Here is a 22,437-nt window from a genome sequence, read left to right on the forward strand (position 1 = left end):
ATATGAGAGAAATATCAGTAAAGACATTGATCGACGTAGTAGAAAAGCTGTGCATTGATGCAAATCAGTACTTACCGGAAGACGTGAAGAAGGCGATCAAAACCTGCCGCGCCTGTGAGGACTGGGACATTGCCGCCGGGGTTCTTGATAATATTATCGAGAACTTTGAAATCGCAGAAAGGGAAGATGTTCCCATCTGTCAGGATACGGGCATGGCCTGCGTGTTTCTGGAGATCGGCCAGGATGTCCACTTTGTTGACGGGGACTTGAACGAAGCAATCAATGAAGGCGTGCGCAGAGGCTACGAAAAGGGATTTTTAAGAAAATCCGTCGTAAAAGACCCGGTAAGACGAGGAAATACGGGGGATAACACTCCGGCTTTAATCTATACGGAAATCGTTCCGGGAGACCAGGTGAAAATTACGGTAGGTCCCAAGGGCTTTGGAAGCGAGAACATGAGTGCACTCCGCATGTTCAAGCCTTCTGCAGGACTCCAGGGAATTAAGGATTTTATTCTGGAAACCGTATCCGCCGCAGGTCCCAATCCCTGTCCTCCCATCGTAGTGGGGGTAGGGATAGGAGGCAGCTTTGACAAGGCAGCTCTCTTGGCGAAAAAGGCTTTGATGAGAGATTTGGATTCCTCCCATCCGGATCCTTACTATGCAGATCTGGAAAAGGAGATGCTGGAAAAGATCAACCTTCTGGGAATCGGCCCTCAGGGCTTTGGCGGTAAGACCACTGCCATTGGGGTAAACATTGAAACCATGCCTACCCATATCGCGGGCATGCCCTGTGCCATCAATATCAACTGTCATGTGACACGCCATAAAACGGAAGTAGTCTGAATGTCTTAGAAAGACTCAAACGGTGAAAGACGCACGCCGCTTTTCCTTACTTTTTCGTGCCGCAGGCGTCAGCGGCGGATTGGAGATAAAAATGATAAAGCATATTACACTGCCTTTGACAAGAGAATTGTCTAAAACCCTTCACGCAGGAGATACGGTTTATCTGACCGGTGATATCTACACTTCCAGGGATGCTGGGCATAAGCGTATGTGTGAGACTCTGGCAAAAGGGGAAAAACTGCCCTTTGATCCCATGGATGCCACGATTTACTACGTAGGCCCCACGCCTGCAAAGCCGGGCCAGGTAATCGGGTCTGCAGGACCTACTACCAGCGGCCGTATGGACGCCTATGCTCCCACAATGATGTCTGTAGGAGCCAGGGGAATGATCGGAAAAGGAGCCAGGCAGCCGGATGTGGTGGAAGCCATAAAGAAGTATGACGGTGTTTACTTTGGCGCCATCGGGGGAGCAGGAGCACTGCTTGCCAAATGCATCAAAAAGCTGGAACCCATCGCTTATGAGGATTTGGGAGCAGAAGCTTTGTGCAGACTTTATGTAGAAGAAATGCCTTTGGTGGTCGTTATCGACTGTGAAGGAAATAATCTCTACGAAGAGGGGAAGAATGCTTATTTAAAGTCAAGAAAGTAATAGAAGTGACATGCAGCAACCGTAGATGAAAAAGCAGAGGTTTCCGTCATATTGAAACCAATGTTTTTAATAAATTTAAAAATTACAGGAGGTAATTATGGGAACCAAAACAAACATTGTGGATTGGAAGACAATTACGGATTTTGTAGTGGATGCATTTAAGGGGTATGGGATTCCGGAAGAAGATGCGAAAGTCTGTGCGGATGTATTGCTGGAGTCTGACAAGAGGGGAATTGAATCTCATGGGGTAAACCGCTTTAAACCCATTTATCTGGACCGTATCAAAGCAGGTATCCAGAACCCGGTGACAAATTTTGAGATAGTAAAGGAAACAAAAACCACGGCAGTAGTGGACGGCCATGACGGCATGGGCCAGGTAATCGGCGTAAAATCCATGAATATGGCCATCGAGAAAGCCAAAGAATATGGCATGGGCATGGTGGTTGCCCGCAATTCCACCCACTACGGCATTGCAGGCTATTATGCGACAATGGCTTCACAGGCAGGCTGTATCGGAATTACAGGAACCAACGCAAGGCCGTCCATTGCTCCTACCTTTGGCGTGGAAAATATGCTGGGAACGAATCCTCTTACCTTTGGTATGCCTACGGATGAGGAATTCCCCTTTGTGCTGGACTGTGCGACTTCCATTACCCAGAGAGGCAGGATCGAATACTATTCCCGCATCGGCAAGTCCACTCCTTCCGGTATGGTAATCGGACGGGACGGTCAGCCCCAGACGGATTCAGACCAGATTCTTTCTGACTTAAATACGGGAAAAGCGGCCCTTGCACCTTTAGGCGGAATCGGTGAAGAACTGGCAGGCTACAAGGGATATGGCTATGCCACTGTAGTTGAAATTCTTTCCGCAGCTTTGCAGCAGGGAAATTTCTTAAGAGCCTTAACCGGCATCGGGGAACAGGGAGAAAAGATTCCCTTCCACTTAGGCCACTTCTTCATTGCCATTGATACGGAAGCCTTTATGGGCCTGGATTCCTTTAAAAAGACATGCGGCGATATTCTACGGGATCTTAGAGGTTCTGTCAAAGCTCCTGGGGAAGACCACATTTATACGGCAGGTGAGAAGGAGTATCTGGTATGGCAGGAACGCAAAAACAGCGGTGTACCGATCAATGATGCAGTTCAGAAAGAGCTTATTAAGATCAGGGATGAATTGGGACTAAGCCAGTACCGGTTCCCATTTGAATAAAGTATTGCCATTAGATTATTTGTCCTCTTCCAGACAGACGAGTGTAATAATAACCCCGTTTGTCTGAAAGGGGGCATTTTTGCTTGGATCTATGGGCCCTTTTAATGTCTGGTTGCTCTTTTCTGTCTTCCTATGATAGAATAGGTAAGAGTTTTTATGAAATGATTTTAACAATAAGAAGGCTGGAAAAATGATGTATTGTATGAGTGTAAGCCATAAAAAGGCTTCTGTGAATATCCGGGAGCGGTTCGCCTTTCATGAAAATGAGAAGACGGAGTTTATAGAACGGCTTATGAAGAAGGAAGCGGTGACCGGTGTAGTTGTACTATGTACCTGTAACCGCAGTGAGATTTATGTTTCAGGAACAAAGCAGGCAATTGGGGAACTGCAGCGGGAGGCTGCTGATTTTAAAGGAATCCGTCTGGAAGAACTGCTGAAATATCTAAATATCTATAGCGGGGAAAGCGCCATCGGGCACCTGTTTAAGGTAGCCTGCGGATTTGATTCCATGGTTTTGGGAGAAGATGAAATTTTAGGTCAGGTAAAGAATGCCTATGAGATTTCCAGGGACCAGGGTGCGGTGGATTACGAAATGAATGTGCTGTTCCAGAGGGCGTTTGCCTGTGCCAAACGGATCAAGACGGATACCAATTTATCCAGAACGCCCCTCTCCGTTGCAACACTTGTGGCAAATGAGGTGTTCCGCTTTGAAAAAGAGGGCGGTGATAAGAATGTGATGGTGATCGGCATGACCGGTAAGATGGGGAATACTATAACAAAAAACATTTTAAGCAAGCCTGGAATCCATGTCACCGGCACGGTCAGAAGCCATAAATCCGATCTGTCTGTGGAGGTAAAGGGGGACAGGGTGAAGGTGGTGGATTACAGGGACCGCTATCAGTACATGGACGAGATGGACATTGTTATCAGTGCGACTTCGGGCCCTCATTACACCGTAACCTGTGAAGAACTGTCAGAGCAAGTGACACCGGGGAAAAAACGGCTGTTCATGGATGTGGCCGTTCCTGTGGACATGGACCCTGAGATTGAGGAAATGGTTGGGCTGACTCTTTATAACATCGACTATTTTGAAACACTTTCAAAAAACAACACAGAAATAAAATTAAAGGAATTGGACCGGGCAAACGTGATCATGGAAGAGGACTTAGATGGGGCCATCAAGGAGGTGGTATTCCATCCATACATACGGAGAATGGAAGAACTTAAGGAAGCATTTGCGGGAAAACGTCTGGATACCCTTCTCTTTGAGGTCAGGGACCATGTTTCCAGTGAAGAATTAAAGGTGGTACTTAAAACCCTGGATGGCCTGGAGCGCTGGATTAAGGAGGGATGACCGTGGCTTATTTCCCATTTTTTGTTGATATTGAGGGGAAAAGATGCCTGATCGCAGGCGGAGGAAGGGTTGCCTGCCGCAAGGCTCTGACACTCATGGATTACGGCCCGGATATAATCGTTGTGGCCCAGCAAGTAAATCCCGAGATGGAACGGCTGATAAAATTTTCCGGCTCTTATTAACGATGGAGAGATCACGGTGGGGATCTCCACAGGAGGAAGCTCTCCGGCCCTTGCCCGATATTTAAAAGAAACGCTTAAAGAAGCCATTCCTGGGGGGCTTGGCGGCCTGGCAAGGCAGCTTGGTTCATTAATCCGACAGGGAGATTACACCAGAGAACAGGCAGATGAACTGATAGAAAGGAAACTGGCGGAGCATGAAAAGTAATACCATTCGCATTGGAACAAGAAGAAGCGCTTTGGCCGTAGCCCAGGCAAATCTGGTAGCAGATGCTCTTAAAAAGGCAGGTAACGGCTTATCGGCAGAACTGGTGTTAAAGCAGACGGAAGGGGACCGGATTCTTGATAAACCGCTTTTGGAATTTGGAGGAAAGGGCGTATTTGTGACGGAATTTGAGCAGGCTCTTTTGCGGGGGGAGATTGATTTCGCAGTCCACAGCGCCAAGGATTTGCCCATGGAGCTGGAAGAAGGGCTGGGAATTGTGGCAGTTTTGGAGCGGGGAGATCCCAGGGATGTTCTGGTGACCCCTGCTTTAAGTGACCTTTCCGGAAAAAAGGAAATCATAATCGGAACCTCCAGCTTAAGAAGGAAGATCCAGATAGAGGAGATTGGAGCGGCCATATGGCCGGGGGCTTTGGTTCGCTGTGAGAATTTAAGGGGAAATGTACAGACCAGACTTTCAAAACTCATGGAAGGCTCTTATGATGGTATCCTATTGGCGGCTGCCGGATTAAAGCGGCTGGGACTTTGGGAAGACAGCCGGTATCATTACCATTGTTTTGATTGTGAGACCTTTATTCCGGCTGGAGGCCAGGGAATACTGGCGGTGGAAGGGCGGCTGGATTCCGGGCTTGAGGCGGTGGTTAAGTCTATTGAGGATGAAGAAGCCAGAATGTGCCTGTCCTTAGAACGGAAAATTTTAAGGCATTTAAATGCCGGCTGTCATGAACCCATAGGCGTGTATTCCAGACTGGGAGACGGGGATATGGAGGTTCTTGGAATCAGCAGAAGAGGGGAAGAAATCAAGCGGATCCATCTTTGGGGAGGAATCTGGGAGCTTGACAGGCTGGCGCAGCTGGCCGCTGATGGTCTTGCGTAATAAGGAGGATGCTATGAAGGAAACAGGAGTCGTCTATCTGGTAGGAGCCGGTCCAGGAGATCCGGGGCTTATTACGGAAAAAGGGTTGTCAAGGCTGCGGATATGTGACGCGGTGGTTTATGATTCCCTTCTTTCACCCCGCCTTCTTGAAGAGGTACCTGACCAAAGCCGGAAGATTTATGTAGGAAAGCGCGCCGGGCATCATTCCATGAAGCAGGAGGAAATTAATCAGCTTCTGGTAGAACTGGCAAGGGAAGGTCTTACAGTTGTAAGGCTAAAGGGCGGTGATCCCTTTGTATTTGGACGGGGTGGAGAAGAGATCATGGCTCTTTCTGAAGCAGGGATCCCTTATGAGGTGGTTTCGGGAGTTACCTCCGCGGTCGCCGCACTTGCAAGTGCCGGGATCCCGGTGACCCACCGGGCGCTCAGCAGAAGCTTTCATGTCATGACCGGGCACACACTCTCATCAGAAGGAACGCTTCCTCCTGATTTTGATGAATTTGCCAGACTTTCCGGCACATTGGTCTTTCTTATGGGACTTGGAAACTTATCCCTCATCGTAAAGGGCCTTTTAAACCATGGTAAACCAGGAAAGACACCTGCTGCAGTCATTCAAAACGGAACTCTTCCCGGAGAGAGAACCATCCGCGGAACCATAGAGAATATTGAGGAGAAGGTGCTGGCGGCTGGAATAGAAAGTCCTGCTATCATTGTGGTGGGAGAGGTGGCTTCCCTTGATTTTTCTTCTACGTTAAAACAGCCCCTTGAGGGGTGCCGGATTGGAGTAACAGGAACAGACTCTTTTACGGGAAGACTGAGAAAACAGCTGGAATCTCTTGGAGGAGCTTCGGAATGCATCCTGAGTCTTTTGGTAGAGTCCTGCCGAAAGGGAGCAGAAATGAAGAAAGCATATGAAAAGCTGCCGTCCTACACCTGGATCATATTTACCAGCGCCAATGGAGTAAGAGAATTTTTCCATGGACTTTTGGAATGGGGGTATGATTTCCGGTCGGTGGGTCATGTAAAATTTGCCGCTGTCGGAAGGGGGACGGCCGATGAACTGCTGCGGTACGGCTTTTTATCGGATTACATACCAGAGAAATATCAGGTACAGGATCTGGCGGCAGGCTTAAAGGGCTTGATTACCGGGGAGGACAGGCTTTTGATCCCCAGATCCTCAGGCGGTTCTAAGGAACTGAATGAGATTCTTGATGAAACCGGTGTCCCTTATGATGACATCGTGCTCTATGATGTGGCCCTGGCATGCCTGGAGACGGAAAAAAGAGCGGAAGCCTTAAAGAATTTGGACTATCTGACCTTTTCAAGTGCTTCCGGTGTAGAGGCTTTTTTCCGGGAGGCAGATAAGGAAATAAAGGAAGCCCTGGCAGGCCTTAAAGTGGTCAGCATAGGGGACATAACAGCAAAAGCCCTTATTGGGCATGGGAGAAAGGCAGATATCATTGCCGGGGTTTACAGCATCCAGGGGTTAACGGAAGCCATTTGCCGGGATTGGAAATAGGAATAGGAGATGATTCATTGGATCAATCAATAAAGAATGTGGAAATGAAGAATAGGGATCGTTTTTTAGGATTTGTGGATGTCTATGATCAGGCAAGGCCGGAAATGCCAGAATATCCGATCAGGATCATAACAAGATACTTAAATAAAAAAGCAGATCTGGTAGTTGACCTAGGCTGCGGTTCGGGCTTATAAGCCAAAGCGGACTCCAAAGCATCTTCAAACATAAACCAGATTTAATTAAGAGTGCTCTGGATGAATACATTGAGACGATACAGTGTTTATTCGCCGGTGAGACGATGGAAGCGGACTTCTGTTATCGTATGCGTCTGGGTATTAAATGATCAATTTAGCAATAAACGGAAGCTATCTTAGGATTGAAAAGGAGTCAGTTAGAATGAAAATAGAAGAATCAAAGACATTATTTGAAAAATCAAGGGAGTATTTTCCGGGTGGGGTCAACAGCCCCGTCCGTGCTTTTGGCTCCGTGGGAGGAGTACCGGTCTTTGTAACACATGCGTCAGGCTCTCATATTTACGATGAGGATGGAAATGAATACATTGATTACGTGAATTCATGGGGCCCATCCATTCTTGGGCATGCCTGCGGGCCAGTGGTGGAAGCGGTGAGAGAGGCATGTCTTGACGGCCTGTCATTTGGCGCGCCTACCAGAAAGGAACTGGTTCTGGGAACACTTATCAGGGAGTGTATGCCTTCCATGGAGATGATGCGTATGGTAAGCTCCGGAACAGAAGCGGTCATGAGTGCGATCCGCGCAGCGAGAGGCTATACAGGAAGGGATAAGATCGTTAAGTTTATTGGCTGCTATCATGGACATTCCGACGGACTTTTGGTTAAGGCTGGTTCCTGAGCTCTGACAGAATCTGCACCGGACAGTGCAGGTGTACCGGCCTCCTATACCCAGCACACGTTGTTAGCCAGATATAATGATGAGGATTCTGTCAAAAAGCTGTTTTCGGAATTTCCCGATGAGATCGGGGCACTAGTGGTGGAGCCAGTGGCAGCCAATATGGGGCTTGTTCCGCCAAAACCCGGTTTTCTGGAATTTTTAAGGGAAATCACGGCAAAGTATGGAGCGGTTCTCATCTTTGATGAGGTCATTACCGGATTCCGCATGGGAATTGGAGGTGCACAGGGCTATTACGGTGTTGTTCCTGATATGACAGCCCTTGGAAAGATCGCAGGCGGAGGTATGCCGATGGGAGTGTATGGGGGAAGAAAGGAGATCATGGAGGTGGTCTCTCCTTTGGGGAAGGTTTACCAGGCAGGAACCCTTTCCGGCAATCCCATTGCAACGACAGCTGGAATTGCGACCATCAGGACCCTGATGGAGCAGCCTGGAATTTATCCATCTATGGAAGAAAAGGCAGGAAAGCTTGTAAAAACTTTGAGGGAAACGCTTCCGGAAACCTGGGTAAATCAGGCAGGCTCTCTTTTTAGCGTATTTTTTACAAAAGATCAGGTAATGGATTTTGATACAGCTCTGGCTTCGGATACGGTCAAGTATGGAACCTATTTTCATTATCTTTTGGAGCATGGCATTTACACAGCTCCATCCCAGTTTGAAATTTTGTTTCTTTCTGCGGCACATACGGATGAGGATATTGAAAAAACCTGCAGCATCATAAAGGAAGCAGCAGGAATTATTTCTTAAGAACGGTAAATAAGCTTTGGAATCGCTGGGTAACAGCAGTTCCAAAGCTTTTTCAAATTTTTAGGGAATAACCGTGCATTTTGCCATATAGATTCTAAAAGTTACATAAATTGTATTAACATTTTCCGCAATCTCTTGATAAATAGCTTGATTTGGTATATTTTAATCTCATAGGAGGCTGAATGTATGGACTATTTAGTTGTATATACAAGTAATACTGGAAATACCCAGAAGGTAGCCATGAAAATTTTTAAAACCCTTCCTGGAAAATCCAAGGATATTGTCAGTCTGGAGGAACTTCATGGAGAAGAAGCGGATACGTATTTTGTAGGTTTCTGGAATAACCGGGGAACCTGTAAAACAGAAGTGCTTGACTTTCTTTCGGATCTCCATGGCAAACGGGTTGCCTTGTTTGGAACCTGCGGGCTTTCCGGTAATAAAGAATATTTTAAACAGGTAGAAAAGCAGGTGGCTGTATTCCTGCCTGATGATAATGAATATCTTGGCTGTTTTATGTGCGGAGGAAAGATGGCTCCCCAGATTTTAGAAAAATACAGGCAAATGCAGGCGATTCACGACACTCCTCAGATCAGGGCCATGATATCCGCATATGAGGATGGGATGCTGCATCCCAACGAACAGGATTTTAAGGATGCGGAAGAATTTGTAAAATCGCTCCTTAAGGAGTAACAAAAGAGAAGGAGGAGTATTATGGGTTTGAAAGATGATAATACACAAAAAAATCAGAAAAAACCGTTTATTTTTTATTATATCATTGTTTTATTAGTCATGATATTGTTTAATGCACTGACGGTTCCATGGATCCAGTCCAAATCCGTGACTGAGGTTCCATACAGCACCTTTCTGGAGATGGTGGACCAGGGGAAAGTCCAGGCAGTTGCAAAAACAGAAACAGAGATCCAGTTTAAATCCGATACCGGAAAGAAGGACTGGGAAGGCAAGCCGGTGTACGATGTATATAAGACCGGACTGTGGCCGGATGATACCCTTACCGAAAGGCTGTTAGCCCATGACGTTTCCTTTGAAAAGGCGATTGTAGAGCAGATGTCCCCCTTACTTTCCATTTTGCTCACCTGGATCATTCCCATTCTGATCTTTGTGTTCCTGGGGAATTTTTTATCCGGGCAGATACAAAAGAAGATGGGCGGCGGCAATGCCATGACCTTTGGAAAATCTAATCCGAAAATCTATGCGGAATCCGAGACCGGAAAGACCTTCCGGGATGTGGCGGGCCAGGAGGAGGCAAAGGAAGCTTTAAAGGAGATTGTGGATTTTCTTCATAATCCCCAGAAGTATGCGGATATCGGCGCCTCCCTTCCAAAAGGCGCCCTGTTAGTAGGCCCTCCCGGAACCGGTAAGACACTCCTCGCCAGGGCAGTAGCAGGTGAAGCACATGTACCGTTTTTCTCCATATCCGGTTCTGAATTCGTGGAAATGTTTGTAGGTATGGGTGCGGCAAAGGTCAGGGACTTATTTAAACAGGCCAATGAAAAAGCCCCCTGTATCGTATTCATCGATGAAATTGATACCATAGGCAAGAAACGTGACGGAGGCGGTTTTACAGGAAATGACGAACGGGAACAGACCTTAAACCAGCTCCTGGCTGAGATGGATGGATTTGACGGAAAAAAAGGTGTTGTCATATTGGCAGCCACCAACCGTCCGGATTCCCTTGATAAAGCCCTTTTAAGGCCGGGCCGGTTTGACCGCAGGATTCCTGTGGAGCTTCCTGATCTTAATGGCCGGGAGGCAATATTAAAGGTTCACGGCAAAAATGTCAAGCTTTCCGATGATGTGGATTTTCATGGAATAGCGCTTGCCACGGCCGGGTCCAGCGGTGCAGAGCTTGCCAATATTGTGAATGAGGCGGCGCTTAGGGCAGTCCGTTTGGGCAGAAAGACCGTAACTCAAAGAGACCTAGAGGAAAGCGTAGAGGTAGTGATCGCCGGATACCAGAAAAAGGACGCTTCTGTCAATTCCAGGGAAAGGAAAATCATTGCTTATCATGAAGTAGGGCATGCGCTGGTCGCTGCCTGCCAGAATCATTCGGCACCTGTTCATAAGATCACCATTATTCCAAGAACTTCCGGCGCACTCGGCTATACCATGCAGGTGGATGAAGAAGAACGCCACCTGCTGACAAAGGAGGCTGCCTTAAGCAAGATCGCCACCTTTACCGGAGGAAGGGCAGCAGAAGAGCTGATATTTGATACAGTCACCAGCGGTGCTTCCAATGATATCGAGCAGGCTACCAGAATTGCCAGGGCCATGGTGACCCGTTACGGCATGAGCGATGAGTTTGATATGGTTGCCCTTGAGACTGTGACCAACCAGTATCTGGGCGGAGACACCACTCTTGCCTGTTCCCCTGAAACTGCAAAGCAGATCGATGATACCGTAATCAGAATCGTAAAGGAACAGCATCAGAAGGCCTTTCATATTCTTAAGGAAAATGAGACAAAGCTGCATGAGATCGCAGAATATCTCCTGGAACGGGAAACCATAACAGGGGAAGAGTTTATGAGGATCGCAGGATTTGATACCGCCGGAACCCAGGAGAGCTAATCTTAAGTATGTGGCAGAGTGTCTGACATGACAGTCGGCTATGAATGAATTAATTGTAAAAATGTTACAAAAAAAATGAAAATACGTTTTACATTTTGGTAAAATATGGTATAATTCCCGTAAAGGTTGTAACTTACAGAGGGGGATTATGCAATGAAGGTACAGTTTTTGAGAAAATGGAAAAATCGTGATTTAAGTAGCAAAGGGTTGTCCTGGTTAAAGAAGAAAGGGGCAGGGAAATATCAGCTTTCAACCAGGATTGCACTCATCGCAGGATTTATGCTGGTGGTCGTTTTTACGGCTTTGATCGGAGTTACCTCAAGAATGACAAAAAATGCCATGAAACAGTCCGCTTTCAGGGAATTAAAGACCCTGGCATCTGAAAACGGAAAGGTGATCCAGCAGACGCTTGATGAGGCAAGGCAGGTATCAGACAATATTACGTATTATCTTGAGAATTCAGCGGCTAACCGAAAGGTTCTCCAGGGGCTGAGGATTAAGTCAGGCCCTTCGGCTGAACCGCTTTATAAGAGCCAGGTATTTGATAATATGACCCTGGACAGCTATGGTATGAGAATGGAGGATTATATGATGACGACCATCAAGTCCTCAGTTCTCTACTCCGAAGATATCGTAGGAGTCGGTATTCTGTTTGAGCAGTATGCCATGAGTTCTGCATCCAGAAGCTATGGCCTGTATGCCGGCAAGGATGGGACGGTTAAGGACTGCGGGCTGTACGAGGATTATTCAGCCGCGGATTATTTTGTAAAGGTGATGGAAGAAAAGGCTCAGGTCATTACACTTCCATATCAATCCAATGGAATGATGATCATCACCATGGCGGTGCCTGTAATCGTCAATGACAGAGTGCTGTGCGTGGTTTCCATCGATGTAGATCTGGACCGTTTCAGCCAGATGAAAACGGCAGGTTCCTCCTATCCAAGCATGCAAACCTTCATATTAAATGAAACAGGAACTATTATTTCAGAAAGTACAGGCAGCGGTCTCGTGGGAACCAGTGTTTCTGATTTCGTGAACAGCGGGACGTGCAGAGAGAAGATAAATACTGGAATTGCCTCTGGCTCCGACTTTTATACCGTAGATCCAGGAAAAAAAGGAGATACTTATTATTTCTTTGAACCAATCCAGTTAAATGGTTCCAGCTGGTATTCCGTCACAGCGGTGGAAGCGGGGGATATGAACCGGGAAGCAGACCGGATGTCTTCCATGATGATCATTATTTCCATAATGGCCATGATCGTTATTCTCTTTATCATTGCATTTATCATAAGAAGGCAGTTAAAACCGATCCATAAGATTGTCGCGGCTGCCGGGCAGATCGCGGAAGGGGATTTAAGCGTTATTATAGATGTGGATTCCAACGATGAGATCGGCCTTGTTGCAGCTTCCTTTGAACGAATGACCGTGAATTTAAAAGAGGTAATAGACCGCATCTCCTTTATGTTAAATGAAGTTGCGGATAATCATTTGGACTTAGACGTGGAACTGGGCCTTAAGGGGGACTTTTCCCAGCTTGAAAAAGCGGTAAAGCAGATCGTCTTGAATTTAAATTCGGTAATGAATGAAGTCAACCAGGCAGCTGCCCAGGTAGCAGTAAGCTCCGGACAGGTTGCAAGTGGTTCCCAGCTTTTAGCAAACGGTGCGGAGGAGCAGGAGAGAACCGTCGAAATGCTATCCGGTTCCATCAGCCAGGTTGCAGATAAAGTCAGACGTCTGGCAGAAAAAGCCGGAGATGTATCCTTACAGGTTCAGATGACCGGTACGGAGGTGGTAAACTGTGACATGTCCATGCAGAACCTTTCCAGTGCCATGAATGAGATTCATGTCTCCTCCGGTGAGATCGGAAAGATCATTAAGGTGATTGAAGATATTGCATTCCAGACCAATATCCTGGCATTAAATGCTGCAATAGAGGCTGCAAGGGCAGGAGAGTCCGGAAGAGGTTTCGCTGTGGTTGCCGGTGAGGTCCGGAATCTGGCTGCGAAGAGCTCTGAAGCAGCGAAGAATACCACTGCATTAATCAGGGATTCCATAAATGCTGTGGAAAAGGGCAACGAGATATTGGATGAAACGGTTCAGTCCATGATGAAAGTCCTGGAGGATTCCGCTATGGCAGTGGATTCCGTGGATACCATTTCAACCATAGCCTCCCAGGAAGCAAGGGCAGTAGAGGATGTGACCAAGGAGCTTGGAAGGATCTCTTCTGTAGTTCAGAACAATGCCGCGGCTGCGGAAGAAAGTGCGGCTTCCAGTGAGGAACTATCCCAGCAGGCGCAGCTTTTGCGTGAACTGGTAAAGAGCTTCCGCTTAAGAGAAGAATAAAAGATACATAATGAATTTCATAAAGGATCGTGGAAACAGAGTTAAATCGATAGATATTTAACTCTGTTTCTTTTTGTGCAGACATACAAAAATTATATAATATTCGAATTAAGGCAAAAAAATATTTTATGATAATATTATAAAAATGAATATAAATTCTAAATAATTATATACAATTTGAAAATTAACAATTAATATATAAAAATATGTTAAAAAGCATTGACAAAATAAGGCTTGTATATTATAATAAAGCCATAACAAAAAGAATTTAAATAAAGAAAGTCAAATCTAAAAGAAGGAGGTACAGTCCACCAGAAAGAGCAGACACGCTTCATTTATATAATATATGAGGCAAAAGAAAAACCAATCTGCCGATGTTAAAAGCCAATCTTTGAAGCAATGATTAATCATTCATAAAAAAGAGAGAATTCATGAGAAGGAAAGACTGTATTAGATTCAAATGGTCCAACTTAAGAAATTTTAGGACACATAAGGAGAGAAACAGTTAGTAAAAGAGTGAAGCCCATGAATCTGGTGTATAACAACGGGGAGCGGAAAAATTAACATAGATCATGCTGAAGATCGTGTACTATGTACAAAGAAACAGACATGAGAGAGAAACGAGGTATCAAGACCAATGGATTTAGTAATATAGAAACGGATATCGATGGTATGAAACTTAAATCGGTATCCGTTTCTATCTGTTTTTTATTAAGGCTATGTTTGAGAAACATGCTTCGCCTTTATTAATAGACCCCTTCCAAATCAAAAGGCGGCGTGTATTCTTCTTTAGCACTGCTTTTTTCCTGCATAAATCCCTGATCCAATCCAAGTCTGATAGCTTCATCAACCACTTTTCCATATTCATAAGAAGTAATTCTCCGGTTGATCTCCGGAAAACTTTCGCTCCGGTAGAATGGGGTATACTGGCTCAAAAGACTGATGTAATACATTCCTTCCGGAAGTTCATCCTTCATCCAGTGAAGCAGGCGGATGGAATCTTCCTTCGCGCCCGGAAGTACCATATGGCGTATGATGACCCCCTTTTTCATAAGGACCCCATCGGAATCAAACTGGGGAGCCCCGGTCTGGCGGATCATCTGTTTTATGGCCTTTGAGGCTGCATCAAAATAATCAGAAGCTTTGCTGTAGCGTGAGGAACGTTCAGAACTGAAATATTTTAAATCAGGAAGCCACACATCGATGTATGAAGCCAGCTCCTTTATGATATCTTCTGATTCATATCCACCGCAATTATAAACCACAGGAATTAAAAGCTTTGGTTTTATTAGATCCAGGGCCTTTAAAACAGAGGGGAGATACTGGGTGGCTGTGACCAGATTAATGTTGTGGGCGCCTTCCTCCTGAAGCCTTATGAAAATCCGGGCAAGCTCACTGCTTGTAATTTCCTTTCCGAAATTCTCCTGGCTGATGGTATAATTCTGACAAAAGCAGCAGCCCAGGGTACAGCCGGAAAAAAATACGGTACCGCTTCCCCGGCTTCCGCTGATGCAGGGCTCTTCCCAGTGGTGGAGTGCAGCCCGGGCTGCTTTTATGGTATCGCCGCAACCGCAAAACCCGGTACTCTCGTGGCGGTTTACCCCGCAGTTTCTGGGGCAGAGGCTGCAGGATTCATAGATATGGTCAAGGTTCATTTGAGAAACTCCTAATATTGACAAAGTCACTTTTGTGCATTAATATATTAAACAATATACGGAAAAATTGCAAGACAAAGATGAGATACAAAGGAACGGTGCCAATGAATAAAAAGAAAAAGCTTGCTGCTCTTTGCTATGCATTTCCCAGGACAATGCCGGTGATGGCCGGTTATCTGGTTTTAGGAGCAGCATATGGGATACTTATGAATGTCAATGGGTATGGGATCTGGTGGGCCTTGCTCATCAGTGTATTTGTCTATGCCGGAAGCCTGCAGTACCTTGGGATCACATTTTTTGTGGCGGCAGTGAATCCATGGTACGCCTTTTTTATGTCCTTAATGCTCAATGCCAGACATTTGTTTTACGGACTTTCCATGCTGGACAAATATAAGGATGCAGGAAGGCTAAAGCCCTATCTGATATTTTCACTGACAGATGAAACATTTTCCGTTCTGTGTAATGAGGAGCCGCCCGAAGGACTTCCAAAATACTGGGTGTATTTTTTTGTGTCCATCCTGGATCAGCTTTACTGGGTGACAGGAGCTGTGATCGGTGCATTAGCCGGAACCATGATAACCTTTAGCACGGCTGGAATGGACTTTGCACTGACAGCTCTCTTTGTGGTGATCTTTATCGACCAATGGAAATCAGGAAAAGGACACCAGGCCGCCTGTGTAGGCGTGTGTTCCTCTGCACTCTGCGTGGCGGCCTTTGGCCAGAGTGTTTTCATTGTTCCGGCCATGATCCTCATTCTTATCATTATTACAGCAGGTTATTTTATGGAAAAGAAAAAGGAGGAACAGTCTTGAACGAGAATATAGCAGTTTACAGCCTGATCGCAGGAGCCATGGTGCTTGCTACCGTGATCACCCGTTTTCTTCCCTTCCTTTTGTTTCCGGCAGGGAAAGAGACTCCCAAATACATTCTCTATCTTGGGCGGACTCTTCCATATGCCACCATTGGGCTTTTGGTGGTCTACTGTTTAAGAGGACTTCAATTCCTTTCTTATCCTCATGGACTTCCAGAGCTTATCTCCATTGGCGCCATTACAGGGCTTCATTTGTGGAAGGGAAATTCCCTGTTAAGCATTGGTGCAGGAACGATTCTATATATGGTACTCATTCAGGGTGTATTCCGCTAATGTAACATGAGGCGGTATCAATACCCTTTTGGCAGAACGGCCTGCTCCCGGAATTCTTTGGGGGAAAGGCCGAATTCTTTTTTAAAGGCCCTGTAAAAGCTGGTATAGTCCGAAAATCCGTACTGATGGTACAGCTCTCCAAATGGAATGCCGGAAAGGATACCGTTTTTACTGGCCTGCAGCCGTTTTTTCAGGATGTACTGGTGAAGGGAAATCCCCATGTTATCTTTAAATACATGGGAAATGTGATATTTGCTGGTATAAAAAAAGGATGCCAGATGGTCCAGGGACAGATTTTCTCCCAGATGGTTGTTAATATAATCACAAAGGTTTAGATAAAGCACGTTTTCATACGCAGCAGGTACCTGATGGAGCATATCATAAGTGATCCGGTTCAACAGGAGCATAAAGGAATGGATCTGCAGCTCTGAATTTAACTTATGGAATGCCTTATTTCCGTGGATTTCTTCCAAAAGGTCCAGGAGACGACCCTGAATATTCTGAAATGTGACAAAATCCCTGCGGAAATGGTAATGTTTGTTCTCTGATACATAACGAAAACTGTATGAAAAGTCTTCGGACCAGGAACACATAGTCTCATAATAGTTCCGGCTGATCCAGAGAACAATCCGCTGATAGGTATTTCCGGTGGAATGGAATATGGGGTGGTGCTTTACCTCGGGAGGAATGAGTAAGTAATCCCCGTACTGCAAAGAATACTGTTTCCCTTCCACATCATATGTCACATCTCCGTTCAGGAAAAAATACACTTCATAATAGGAATGGCTGTGGTCCACTACATGATTCAAGTCCAGATCTTTATAAAAAAATACTTCAAACTCCCCTGAATTCATATACTGCCGCTCATTAAAGCCGGTGGACAATTCTTTTCTCATTTGATAATCCTCTTTCCTGTCTTTCTCATGCCTTTATCATCGTATCGAAAGTAAAGAGCAATTTCGATAATCAGATGGACGGTTTCAATTGTATTATAGGCCATGACCGCAAGTTTTGCAATGTGAACGGCAAATAAATCCATGGTAATAATTCGGCATTTTGTTTATACTGAGTCCACAAGGTAGGAAAAGAAACTTATTATAGGATTGCTAAGGAGGTATTTTATGAAATTATCATTCAGATGGTACGGAGACGACGACAAAGTAACCTTACAGAACATCCGCCAGATTCCAGGCATGTATTCCATTGTAACGGCAGTTTATGATGTACCCGTTGGGGAAGTGTGGGGCAGAGAAAGCATTGCCCACTTAAAAGAGGAAACAGAAAAAGCAGGACTTGCCTTTGAAGTGATTGAGAGCATTCCGGTTCATGAGGATATTAAATTAGGAAAGCCAACCAGAGACAAGTATATTGCAAATTATTGCGAGAACATCAGGCGGGTAGCGGAAGCAGGGATCAAGTGCATCTGCTATAACTTCATGCCGGTGTTTGACTGGACCAGGACCCAGCTGGATCATGTGCTGGAGGATGGCTCTACCTCTCTGGTTTATTATCAGGATCAGGTGGACAAGGTAAATCCTCTGGAGAGCGAAAGCGACTTAACCCTTCCTGGATGGGATTCCAGCTACACAAGAGATGAGCTTAAGCAGATTGTAAGCGAGTACAATTCCATGTCAGAGGATGACCTTTGGGATAATTTAAAATATTTCTTAGAGGCGATCATTCCTGTTGCAGCGGAATGCGGCGTGAATATGGCGATCCATGAGGATGACCCATGCTGGAGCATCTTTGGACTTCCAAGAATCATTACCTGCGAGGAGAACTTAGACCGTTTCTTAAAGCTTGTGGATGATAAGCACAATGGCATCACCCTCTGTACCGGCTCCTTAGGCTGCTCCAATAAAAATGACGTAGTGAAGATGGCAGCCAAATATGCAGCTATGGGACGAATTCACTTTGTTCATGCAAGAAATGTGGCTATTCTGGAAGATAACCAGGGCTTTGAAGAGCGTGCTCATTTATCAACCTGCGGTTCCCTGGACATGTTTGCCATCTTAAAAGCTCTTCATGACAATGGTTTTGACGGCTATATGCGTCCGGACCACGGCCGTATGATCTGGGGTGAAACAGGCAGAGCCGGTTACGGACTTTATGACCGGGCACTTGGCGCAACCTATTTAAACGGTCTTTGGGAAGCGATTGAAAAAACGAGCAAATAGGAAAGAGGAAAATCATATGGCTTTAACATTTGGCACAGATTTAAGCGGTAAGGTAGCAGTTGTAACAGGAGCAGGCGGAGTATTATGCGGCATGTTCGCAAAGACACTTGCAGAAGCAGGCGCAAAGGTTGCGGTTCTGGATTTAAACGAAAGTGCTGCAGAAGGAATTGCAGCTTCTATTAATGAGGCAGGCTATAAGGCAAAGGCTTACAAAGCAAACGTTCTGGAACGGGCAAGCCTTGAGGAAGTTCATGCAAAGGTTTTAGCAGAGCTTGGTCCCTGCGACATCCTGATTAACGGCGCAGGCGGTAATAACGCAAGAGCCAATACGGATAAGGAATATTTTGAGATGGGAGACATTGAGGCGGATACAAAGACCTTCTTTGATTTAGACCAGTCAGGTGTTGAATTTGTTTTCAACTTAAACTTCCTTGGAACTCTGCTTCCATGCCAGATTTTTGCAAAGGATATGATTGGCAGGGAAGGCTGCAGCATTTTGAATATTTCCTCCATGAATGCCTTTACTCCGCTTACGAAGATTCCGGCATACAGCGGTGCAAAAGCTGCAATCAGCAACTTTACCCAGTGGCTTGCCGTTCATTTTTCAAAGGTGGGTGTCCGCGTGAATGCAATTGCGCCGGGCTTTTTCGTTACAGCACAGAATGAAAAACTACTGTTTAACGAAGATGGTACTCCCACACCGAGAACCAACAAGATTCTGTCTGCAACTCCCATGGGACGTTTTGGAGAAGCGGAGGAATTAAACGGAGCTCTGTTATTTCTTTTGAATCAAGCGGCAGCAGGTTTCATCACCGGCGTGGTTCTGCCTATTGACGGCGGATTCTCGGCTTATTCCGGCGTATAAAAATAATTAAATAATATCAGCCTCTTCCATGGGATTGCAGTGAGCAGCACTCAGGCCGGGAAGAGGCTGTTTTTTAATGAATTTTTCACAGAAGAAAATAGAAAATATACCTAGTTGTAATTTCTTTTTAGAGAAAATTCGACAAAATTCGTTTCCATTTTCTGGAAGCGTTGACAAATGGTTACAAAATATTGTATAATGGATAAAACCATGATTAAAGTGTTATGGTTTACAATTACCAAAGACGAGACGAGGAGCATAAGGCAATGAAGACATCGGGGGAAAAGAAACGAAACCTGAAAGCATTACTAGGGACGAAGAAAGTGAAGCCGGAAAAAAACGGAACTAAGAGTACATTCCTGAAATCATTGAAGATGAAGATGCTGGCATTCATTATCGCAATTATTCTGGGACTGGCTGTGACCAACATGGTGATCAGTATTACAGTCAGTTACAAAGGGATTACAGATGTTGTGAAAAATGATTTGGAATCAACAGGTAAACTTGTGAACAGTCTGGTAGTACAAAACTTAAATCAGATGAAATTAAGCATTGAGGCCAGTTCACAGGGTGGAAGCTTGAAATCCATAAATTCCAGGGTTGTGACAGAATACCTTTCCAACCAGTGCAAGCTTTACGGATACAAAGAACTTGAAGTAATCAGTATGGATGGTACCATTACCCGCAGTGCAAGCGGGCAGAATATCGGTGAGAAATACGAAGTCACAGGTTATCTGGAAAAAGCCTTAAATGGTGAGACCACCATCTCCACCACGGAATATGATAACAACAACGAACTTGTGATCCGCGTTGCGGCTCCTTATGAATATGGAGTTCTTTTGGGAACTTATAATGGCTCCGTTTTAAGTGATCTGATCAGTGACCTCCGGATTGGTGAGAGCGGCAATGCCTTTATTATCGACAATACAGGGACCATGATCGCCAATATATCACCAGATCTGGTTAATAACCGCCAGAACTTTATCGAGCTTTCAAAGTCCGATAAATCCTATGTATCTGTAGGCCGTATGTTCCAGACCATGCTGGGCGGAAAATCGGGAACTGGTAATTACGAATACAATGGAGACAACCGTTTTTGCTTTTACAGCCCGGTAACAGGCAGTGACGGCTGGGCTTTGGGTGTGGCAGCATCGGTTAAGGAAACCACAGTTTCCATCTATTTGGTAGTTTTTGCAATGAGCGTGTTTGCCATTGTATCAATCGTTATCGGCTGTTTCCTGGCATTCTGGTTTGCAGGATCCATTGCAGGTCCGGTATCAGCCATTGCAGCAAGAATGAAGCTCTTTACAGAAGGAGATTTATCCAGCGAAGTTCCGGTTGTAAAGCGCAAGGATGAGATCGGACAGCTTGCCGATGAAATCACCAGTTCCGTACATAGTGTTAAATCCTATATCACTGAAATCGCAGCTGTATTGGAAAATATCGCTTCCGGAGATTTCAGCCGGTCCGTTGGAATGGAATTCCAGGGAGATTTCAAGGTAATACAGCAATCCATTGACATTGCAGAAGACTTACTTTCAAAGACCATGGATACCATCAGTATTTCTGCAGATGAAGTAGCAAAGGGCAGTTCTCAGGTGTCTCAGGGAGCACAGAATTTAAGCCAGGGTGCTGTGGAACAGGCAGCTTCAGTAGAAGAGTTATCTTCCTCAGTAAATGAGATTTCAAACAGCCTTATGAGCACGGCTAAGGCAGTGGAAGATGTAAATAAGCAGGCAGGACGGGTAGGAGAAGCCATGGAAAGCGGCAATGCCCAGATGCATGAAATGATGCAGTCCATGGATCAGATCAATAAGAAATCCAAGGAAATTGAGAAGGTCAATAAGCTTATCGAAGACATTGCCTTCCAGACAAACATTCTTGCGCTTAATGCCGCTGTAGAGGCAGCCAGGGCAGGCGAAGCCGGAAAAGGCTTTGCAGTTGTTGCAGATGAGGTCCGCAATCTGGCAGGCAAGAGTGCCAACGCAGCAAAGGATACCTCCAGTCTGGTTGCTGATACCATTGCAGCCGTTAATACGGGAACAGGCATTGCAGCATCTACAGGAGAAACATTAAACGGTGTTCTTTCAGAAACCAAGAACATGGTTTCCGCCATTCGCAGATCCGCAGAGGAGCTGAAAGAGCAAAGTGAAAAGGTTACCCAGGTGACTTATGGAATTGAACAGATTTCTTCCGTCGTTCAGAATAACTCTGCGACTGCAGAGGAAAGTGCTGCGGCCAGTGAGGAACTTTCTGGCCAGGCGGAAGGCTTACGGGAATTGATGAGTAGATTTCGGCTTCGATAAAATTGCCGATGATATAAGAAAATAAAGAAGGCCTCTTAGGCAGATGGCGTAGCGTAAAAAGCTGCGCCATTTCTTTATGTATCGGGTTATTTAGTTCCGGCAGAATTTCCACCAAATCATAGCTGATCTGTTATGTGTGGAAGCAGCACAAGGGCAAAGAATTATTCCCTAAAACACTTTATCTGTTTCTGCTTTTTCAGGCTTTTATGAAGCACGAAAACAGACATGTCTTTACATTTGCGGATTAGTGCAGTCTACATACTTTTCATACATTATGGTGTCTGAAAGTGGTTTCCTATCTGCTGTATGGCGTTCAGGACTCAGAAATCCTTTTTCAGGATATCCCAAGATTAGTAATGCAGTGGGTACTATGTATTCAGGGATATTAAATTCCTTTCGGATTATATTCGGGTCAAACAAGCCAACCATGACACTTCCAATGTTTAACTCCCTGGCTGCCAACATCATGTGATCACAAATAATACCGATATCTAAATCTCCTGAACATTTCTGGTCAAATGGGCGTATCAATTCATTTCTTGTATCCCGGCATACAATTAGAACACAACGTGAGCCAAATGTTTTATATGCTTTCTGCACCTTACATAGATGATCTGGGGTTTGAACAACTATGATTCGTTGTGGCTGTTGATTGCAGGCAGTGGGCGCAACATGCCCAACAGACAGAATTCTCTCCAAATCATTTTTTAAAATACCTTGGTCGGTAAATCCGCGCGTGGTACAACGTGCTTTTGCTAATTCTAAAAAATCCATTATATTCCCTCCATATGAAACACGAATAAAAATTCGTGTTTTAATGATAGCACCAAT

The 22,437-nt window shown here is 45.3% G+C and carries 20 protein-coding genes and 1 pseudogene; 18 read left to right on the forward strand and 3 right to left on the reverse strand.

Annotated features, from left to right (window positions below; genetic code table 11):
- Window positions 1-2 precede the first annotated feature (2 nt).
- The 13 genes and pseudogenes from H171_RS01705 (at window position 3) to H171_RS01755 (ending at window position 13,459) form a co-directional block, all read left to right on the forward strand.
- Complete coding sequence (locus tag H171_RS01705) at window positions 3-845, forward strand: fumarate hydratase (RefSeq protein WP_100303597.1); 843 nt, start codon at window positions 3-5, stop codon at window positions 843-845.
- A gap of 91 nt (window positions 846-936) precedes the next feature.
- The gene (locus H171_RS01710; protein ID WP_054790403.1) at window positions 937-1,494 is read left to right on the forward strand and encodes a Fe-S-containing hydro-lyase; all 558 of its coding nucleotides are present in this window, start codon (window positions 937-939) and stop codon (window positions 1,492-1,494) included.
- A 97-nt stretch (window positions 1,495-1,591) separates the two neighbouring features.
- Window positions 1,592-2,704, forward strand: a complete 1,113-nt coding sequence (locus H171_RS01715) for an Ldh family oxidoreductase (RefSeq protein ID WP_100303598.1) — start codon at window positions 1,592-1,594, stop codon at window positions 2,702-2,704.
- Between the two features lie 190 nt (window positions 2,705-2,894).
- Window positions 2,895-4,058 (forward strand): glutamyl-tRNA reductase, encoded by a 1,164-nt coding sequence (hemA, locus tag H171_RS01720; RefSeq protein WP_242976831.1) that lies wholly within the window; start codon window positions 2,895-2,897, stop codon window positions 4,056-4,058.
- 2 nt (window positions 4,059-4,060) lie between these two features.
- Window positions 4,061-4,240, forward strand: a complete 180-nt coding sequence (locus tag H171_RS24485) for a precorrin-2 dehydrogenase/sirohydrochlorin ferrochelatase family protein (protein WP_242976833.1) — start codon at window positions 4,061-4,063, stop codon at window positions 4,238-4,240.
- Between the two features lie 16 nt (window positions 4,241-4,256).
- Entirely contained in the window at window positions 4,257-4,445 is a 189-nt protein-coding gene (locus H171_RS24490) for a hypothetical protein (protein WP_242976834.1), read from the forward strand.
- Entirely contained in the window at window positions 4,435-5,337 is a 903-nt protein-coding gene (gene hemC / locus H171_RS01730; protein ID WP_100303599.1) for a hydroxymethylbilane synthase, read from the forward strand. Before H171_RS24490 ends, hemC begins: the two co-directional genes overlap by 11 nt.
- Window positions 5,338-5,350: 13 nt before the next feature.
- On the forward strand, window positions 5,351-6,856 hold the full coding sequence (gene cobA / locus H171_RS01735) for a uroporphyrinogen-III C-methyltransferase (RefSeq protein ID WP_100303600.1): 1,506 nt from the start codon (window positions 5,351-5,353) through the stop codon (window positions 6,854-6,856).
- Between the two features lie 17 nt (window positions 6,857-6,873).
- Entirely contained in the window at window positions 6,874-7,050 is a 177-nt protein-coding gene (locus H171_RS24005; RefSeq protein ID WP_157803092.1) for a class I SAM-dependent methyltransferase, read from the forward strand.
- A 202-nt stretch (window positions 7,051-7,252) separates the two neighbouring features.
- Window positions 7,253-8,530, forward strand: a pseudogene (gene hemL / locus H171_RS01740) (glutamate-1-semialdehyde 2,1-aminomutase).
- A 186-nt stretch (window positions 8,531-8,716) separates the two neighbouring features.
- Window positions 8,717-9,220, forward strand: coding sequence for a flavodoxin family protein BilS (gene bilS, locus H171_RS01745; protein ID WP_100303601.1), 504 nt, complete (start codon window positions 8,717-8,719; stop codon window positions 9,218-9,220).
- 21 nt (window positions 9,221-9,241) lie between these two features.
- On the forward strand, window positions 9,242-11,116 hold the full coding sequence (gene ftsH, locus H171_RS01750) for an ATP-dependent zinc metalloprotease FtsH (protein WP_100303602.1): 1,875 nt from the start codon (window positions 9,242-9,244) through the stop codon (window positions 11,114-11,116).
- Window positions 11,117-11,269: 153 nt separating this feature from the next.
- Entirely contained in the window at window positions 11,270-13,459 is a 2,190-nt protein-coding gene (locus H171_RS01755) for a methyl-accepting chemotaxis protein (protein ID WP_100303603.1), read from the forward strand.
- A gap of 746 nt (window positions 13,460-14,205) precedes the next feature.
- Here H171_RS01755 and H171_RS01760 read toward each other — a convergent pair.
- Window positions 14,206-15,114, reverse strand: a complete 909-nt coding sequence (locus H171_RS01760) for a radical SAM protein (protein ID WP_100303604.1) — start codon at window positions 15,112-15,114, stop codon at window positions 14,206-14,208.
- 104 nt (window positions 15,115-15,218) lie between these two features.
- On the opposite strand from H171_RS01760, the gene H171_RS01765 reads away from it, so the two are divergent.
- Entirely contained in the window at window positions 15,219-15,926 is a 708-nt protein-coding gene (locus H171_RS01765; protein ID WP_100303605.1) for an AzlC family ABC transporter permease, read from the forward strand.
- Window positions 15,927-15,964: 38 nt separating this feature from the next.
- On the forward strand, window positions 15,965-16,258 hold the full coding sequence (locus tag H171_RS01770; RefSeq protein ID WP_100307386.1) for a branched-chain amino acid transporter permease: 294 nt from the start codon (window positions 15,965-15,967) through the stop codon (window positions 16,256-16,258).
- Between the two features lie 17 nt (window positions 16,259-16,275).
- Here H171_RS01770 and H171_RS01775 read toward each other — a convergent pair whose 3' ends face one another.
- The gene (locus H171_RS01775; protein WP_100303606.1) at window positions 16,276-17,154 is read right to left on the reverse strand and encodes an AraC family transcriptional regulator; all 879 of its coding nucleotides are present in this window, start codon (window positions 17,152-17,154) and stop codon (window positions 16,276-16,278) included.
- Window positions 17,155-17,379: 225 nt separating this feature from the next.
- On the opposite strand from H171_RS01775, the gene uxuA reads away from it, so the two are divergent.
- The 3 genes from uxuA to H171_RS01790 all read left to right on the forward strand — a co-directional run bounded on the left by uxuA (window position 17,380) and on the right by H171_RS01790 (window position 21,606).
- The gene (uxuA, locus tag H171_RS01780) at window positions 17,380-18,435 is read left to right on the forward strand and encodes a mannonate dehydratase (protein WP_100303607.1); all 1,056 of its coding nucleotides are present in this window, start codon (window positions 17,380-17,382) and stop codon (window positions 18,433-18,435) included.
- Between the two features lie 16 nt (window positions 18,436-18,451).
- On the forward strand, window positions 18,452-19,300 hold the full coding sequence (locus tag H171_RS01785; protein WP_100303608.1) for an SDR family oxidoreductase: 849 nt from the start codon (window positions 18,452-18,454) through the stop codon (window positions 19,298-19,300).
- Between the two features lie 266 nt (window positions 19,301-19,566).
- Window positions 19,567-21,606, forward strand: coding sequence for a methyl-accepting chemotaxis protein (locus H171_RS01790; protein ID WP_166433582.1), 2,040 nt, complete (start codon window positions 19,567-19,569; stop codon window positions 21,604-21,606).
- A 231-nt stretch (window positions 21,607-21,837) separates the two neighbouring features.
- Here the strand turns inward: H171_RS01790 and H171_RS01795 are convergent, their stop codons facing one another.
- A complete protein-coding gene (locus H171_RS01795) occupies window positions 21,838-22,380 on the reverse strand; it encodes a nitroreductase family protein (RefSeq protein ID WP_100303610.1) in 543 nt (180 codons plus the stop codon).
- Window positions 22,381-22,437 lie beyond the last annotated feature (57 nt).

The sequence above is a fragment of the [Clostridium] celerecrescens 18A genome (genome assembly GCF_002797975.1).
In the GTDB taxonomy this organism is placed as follows: Bacteria; Bacillota; Clostridia; order Lachnospirales; family Lachnospiraceae; genus Lacrimispora; species Lacrimispora celerecrescens.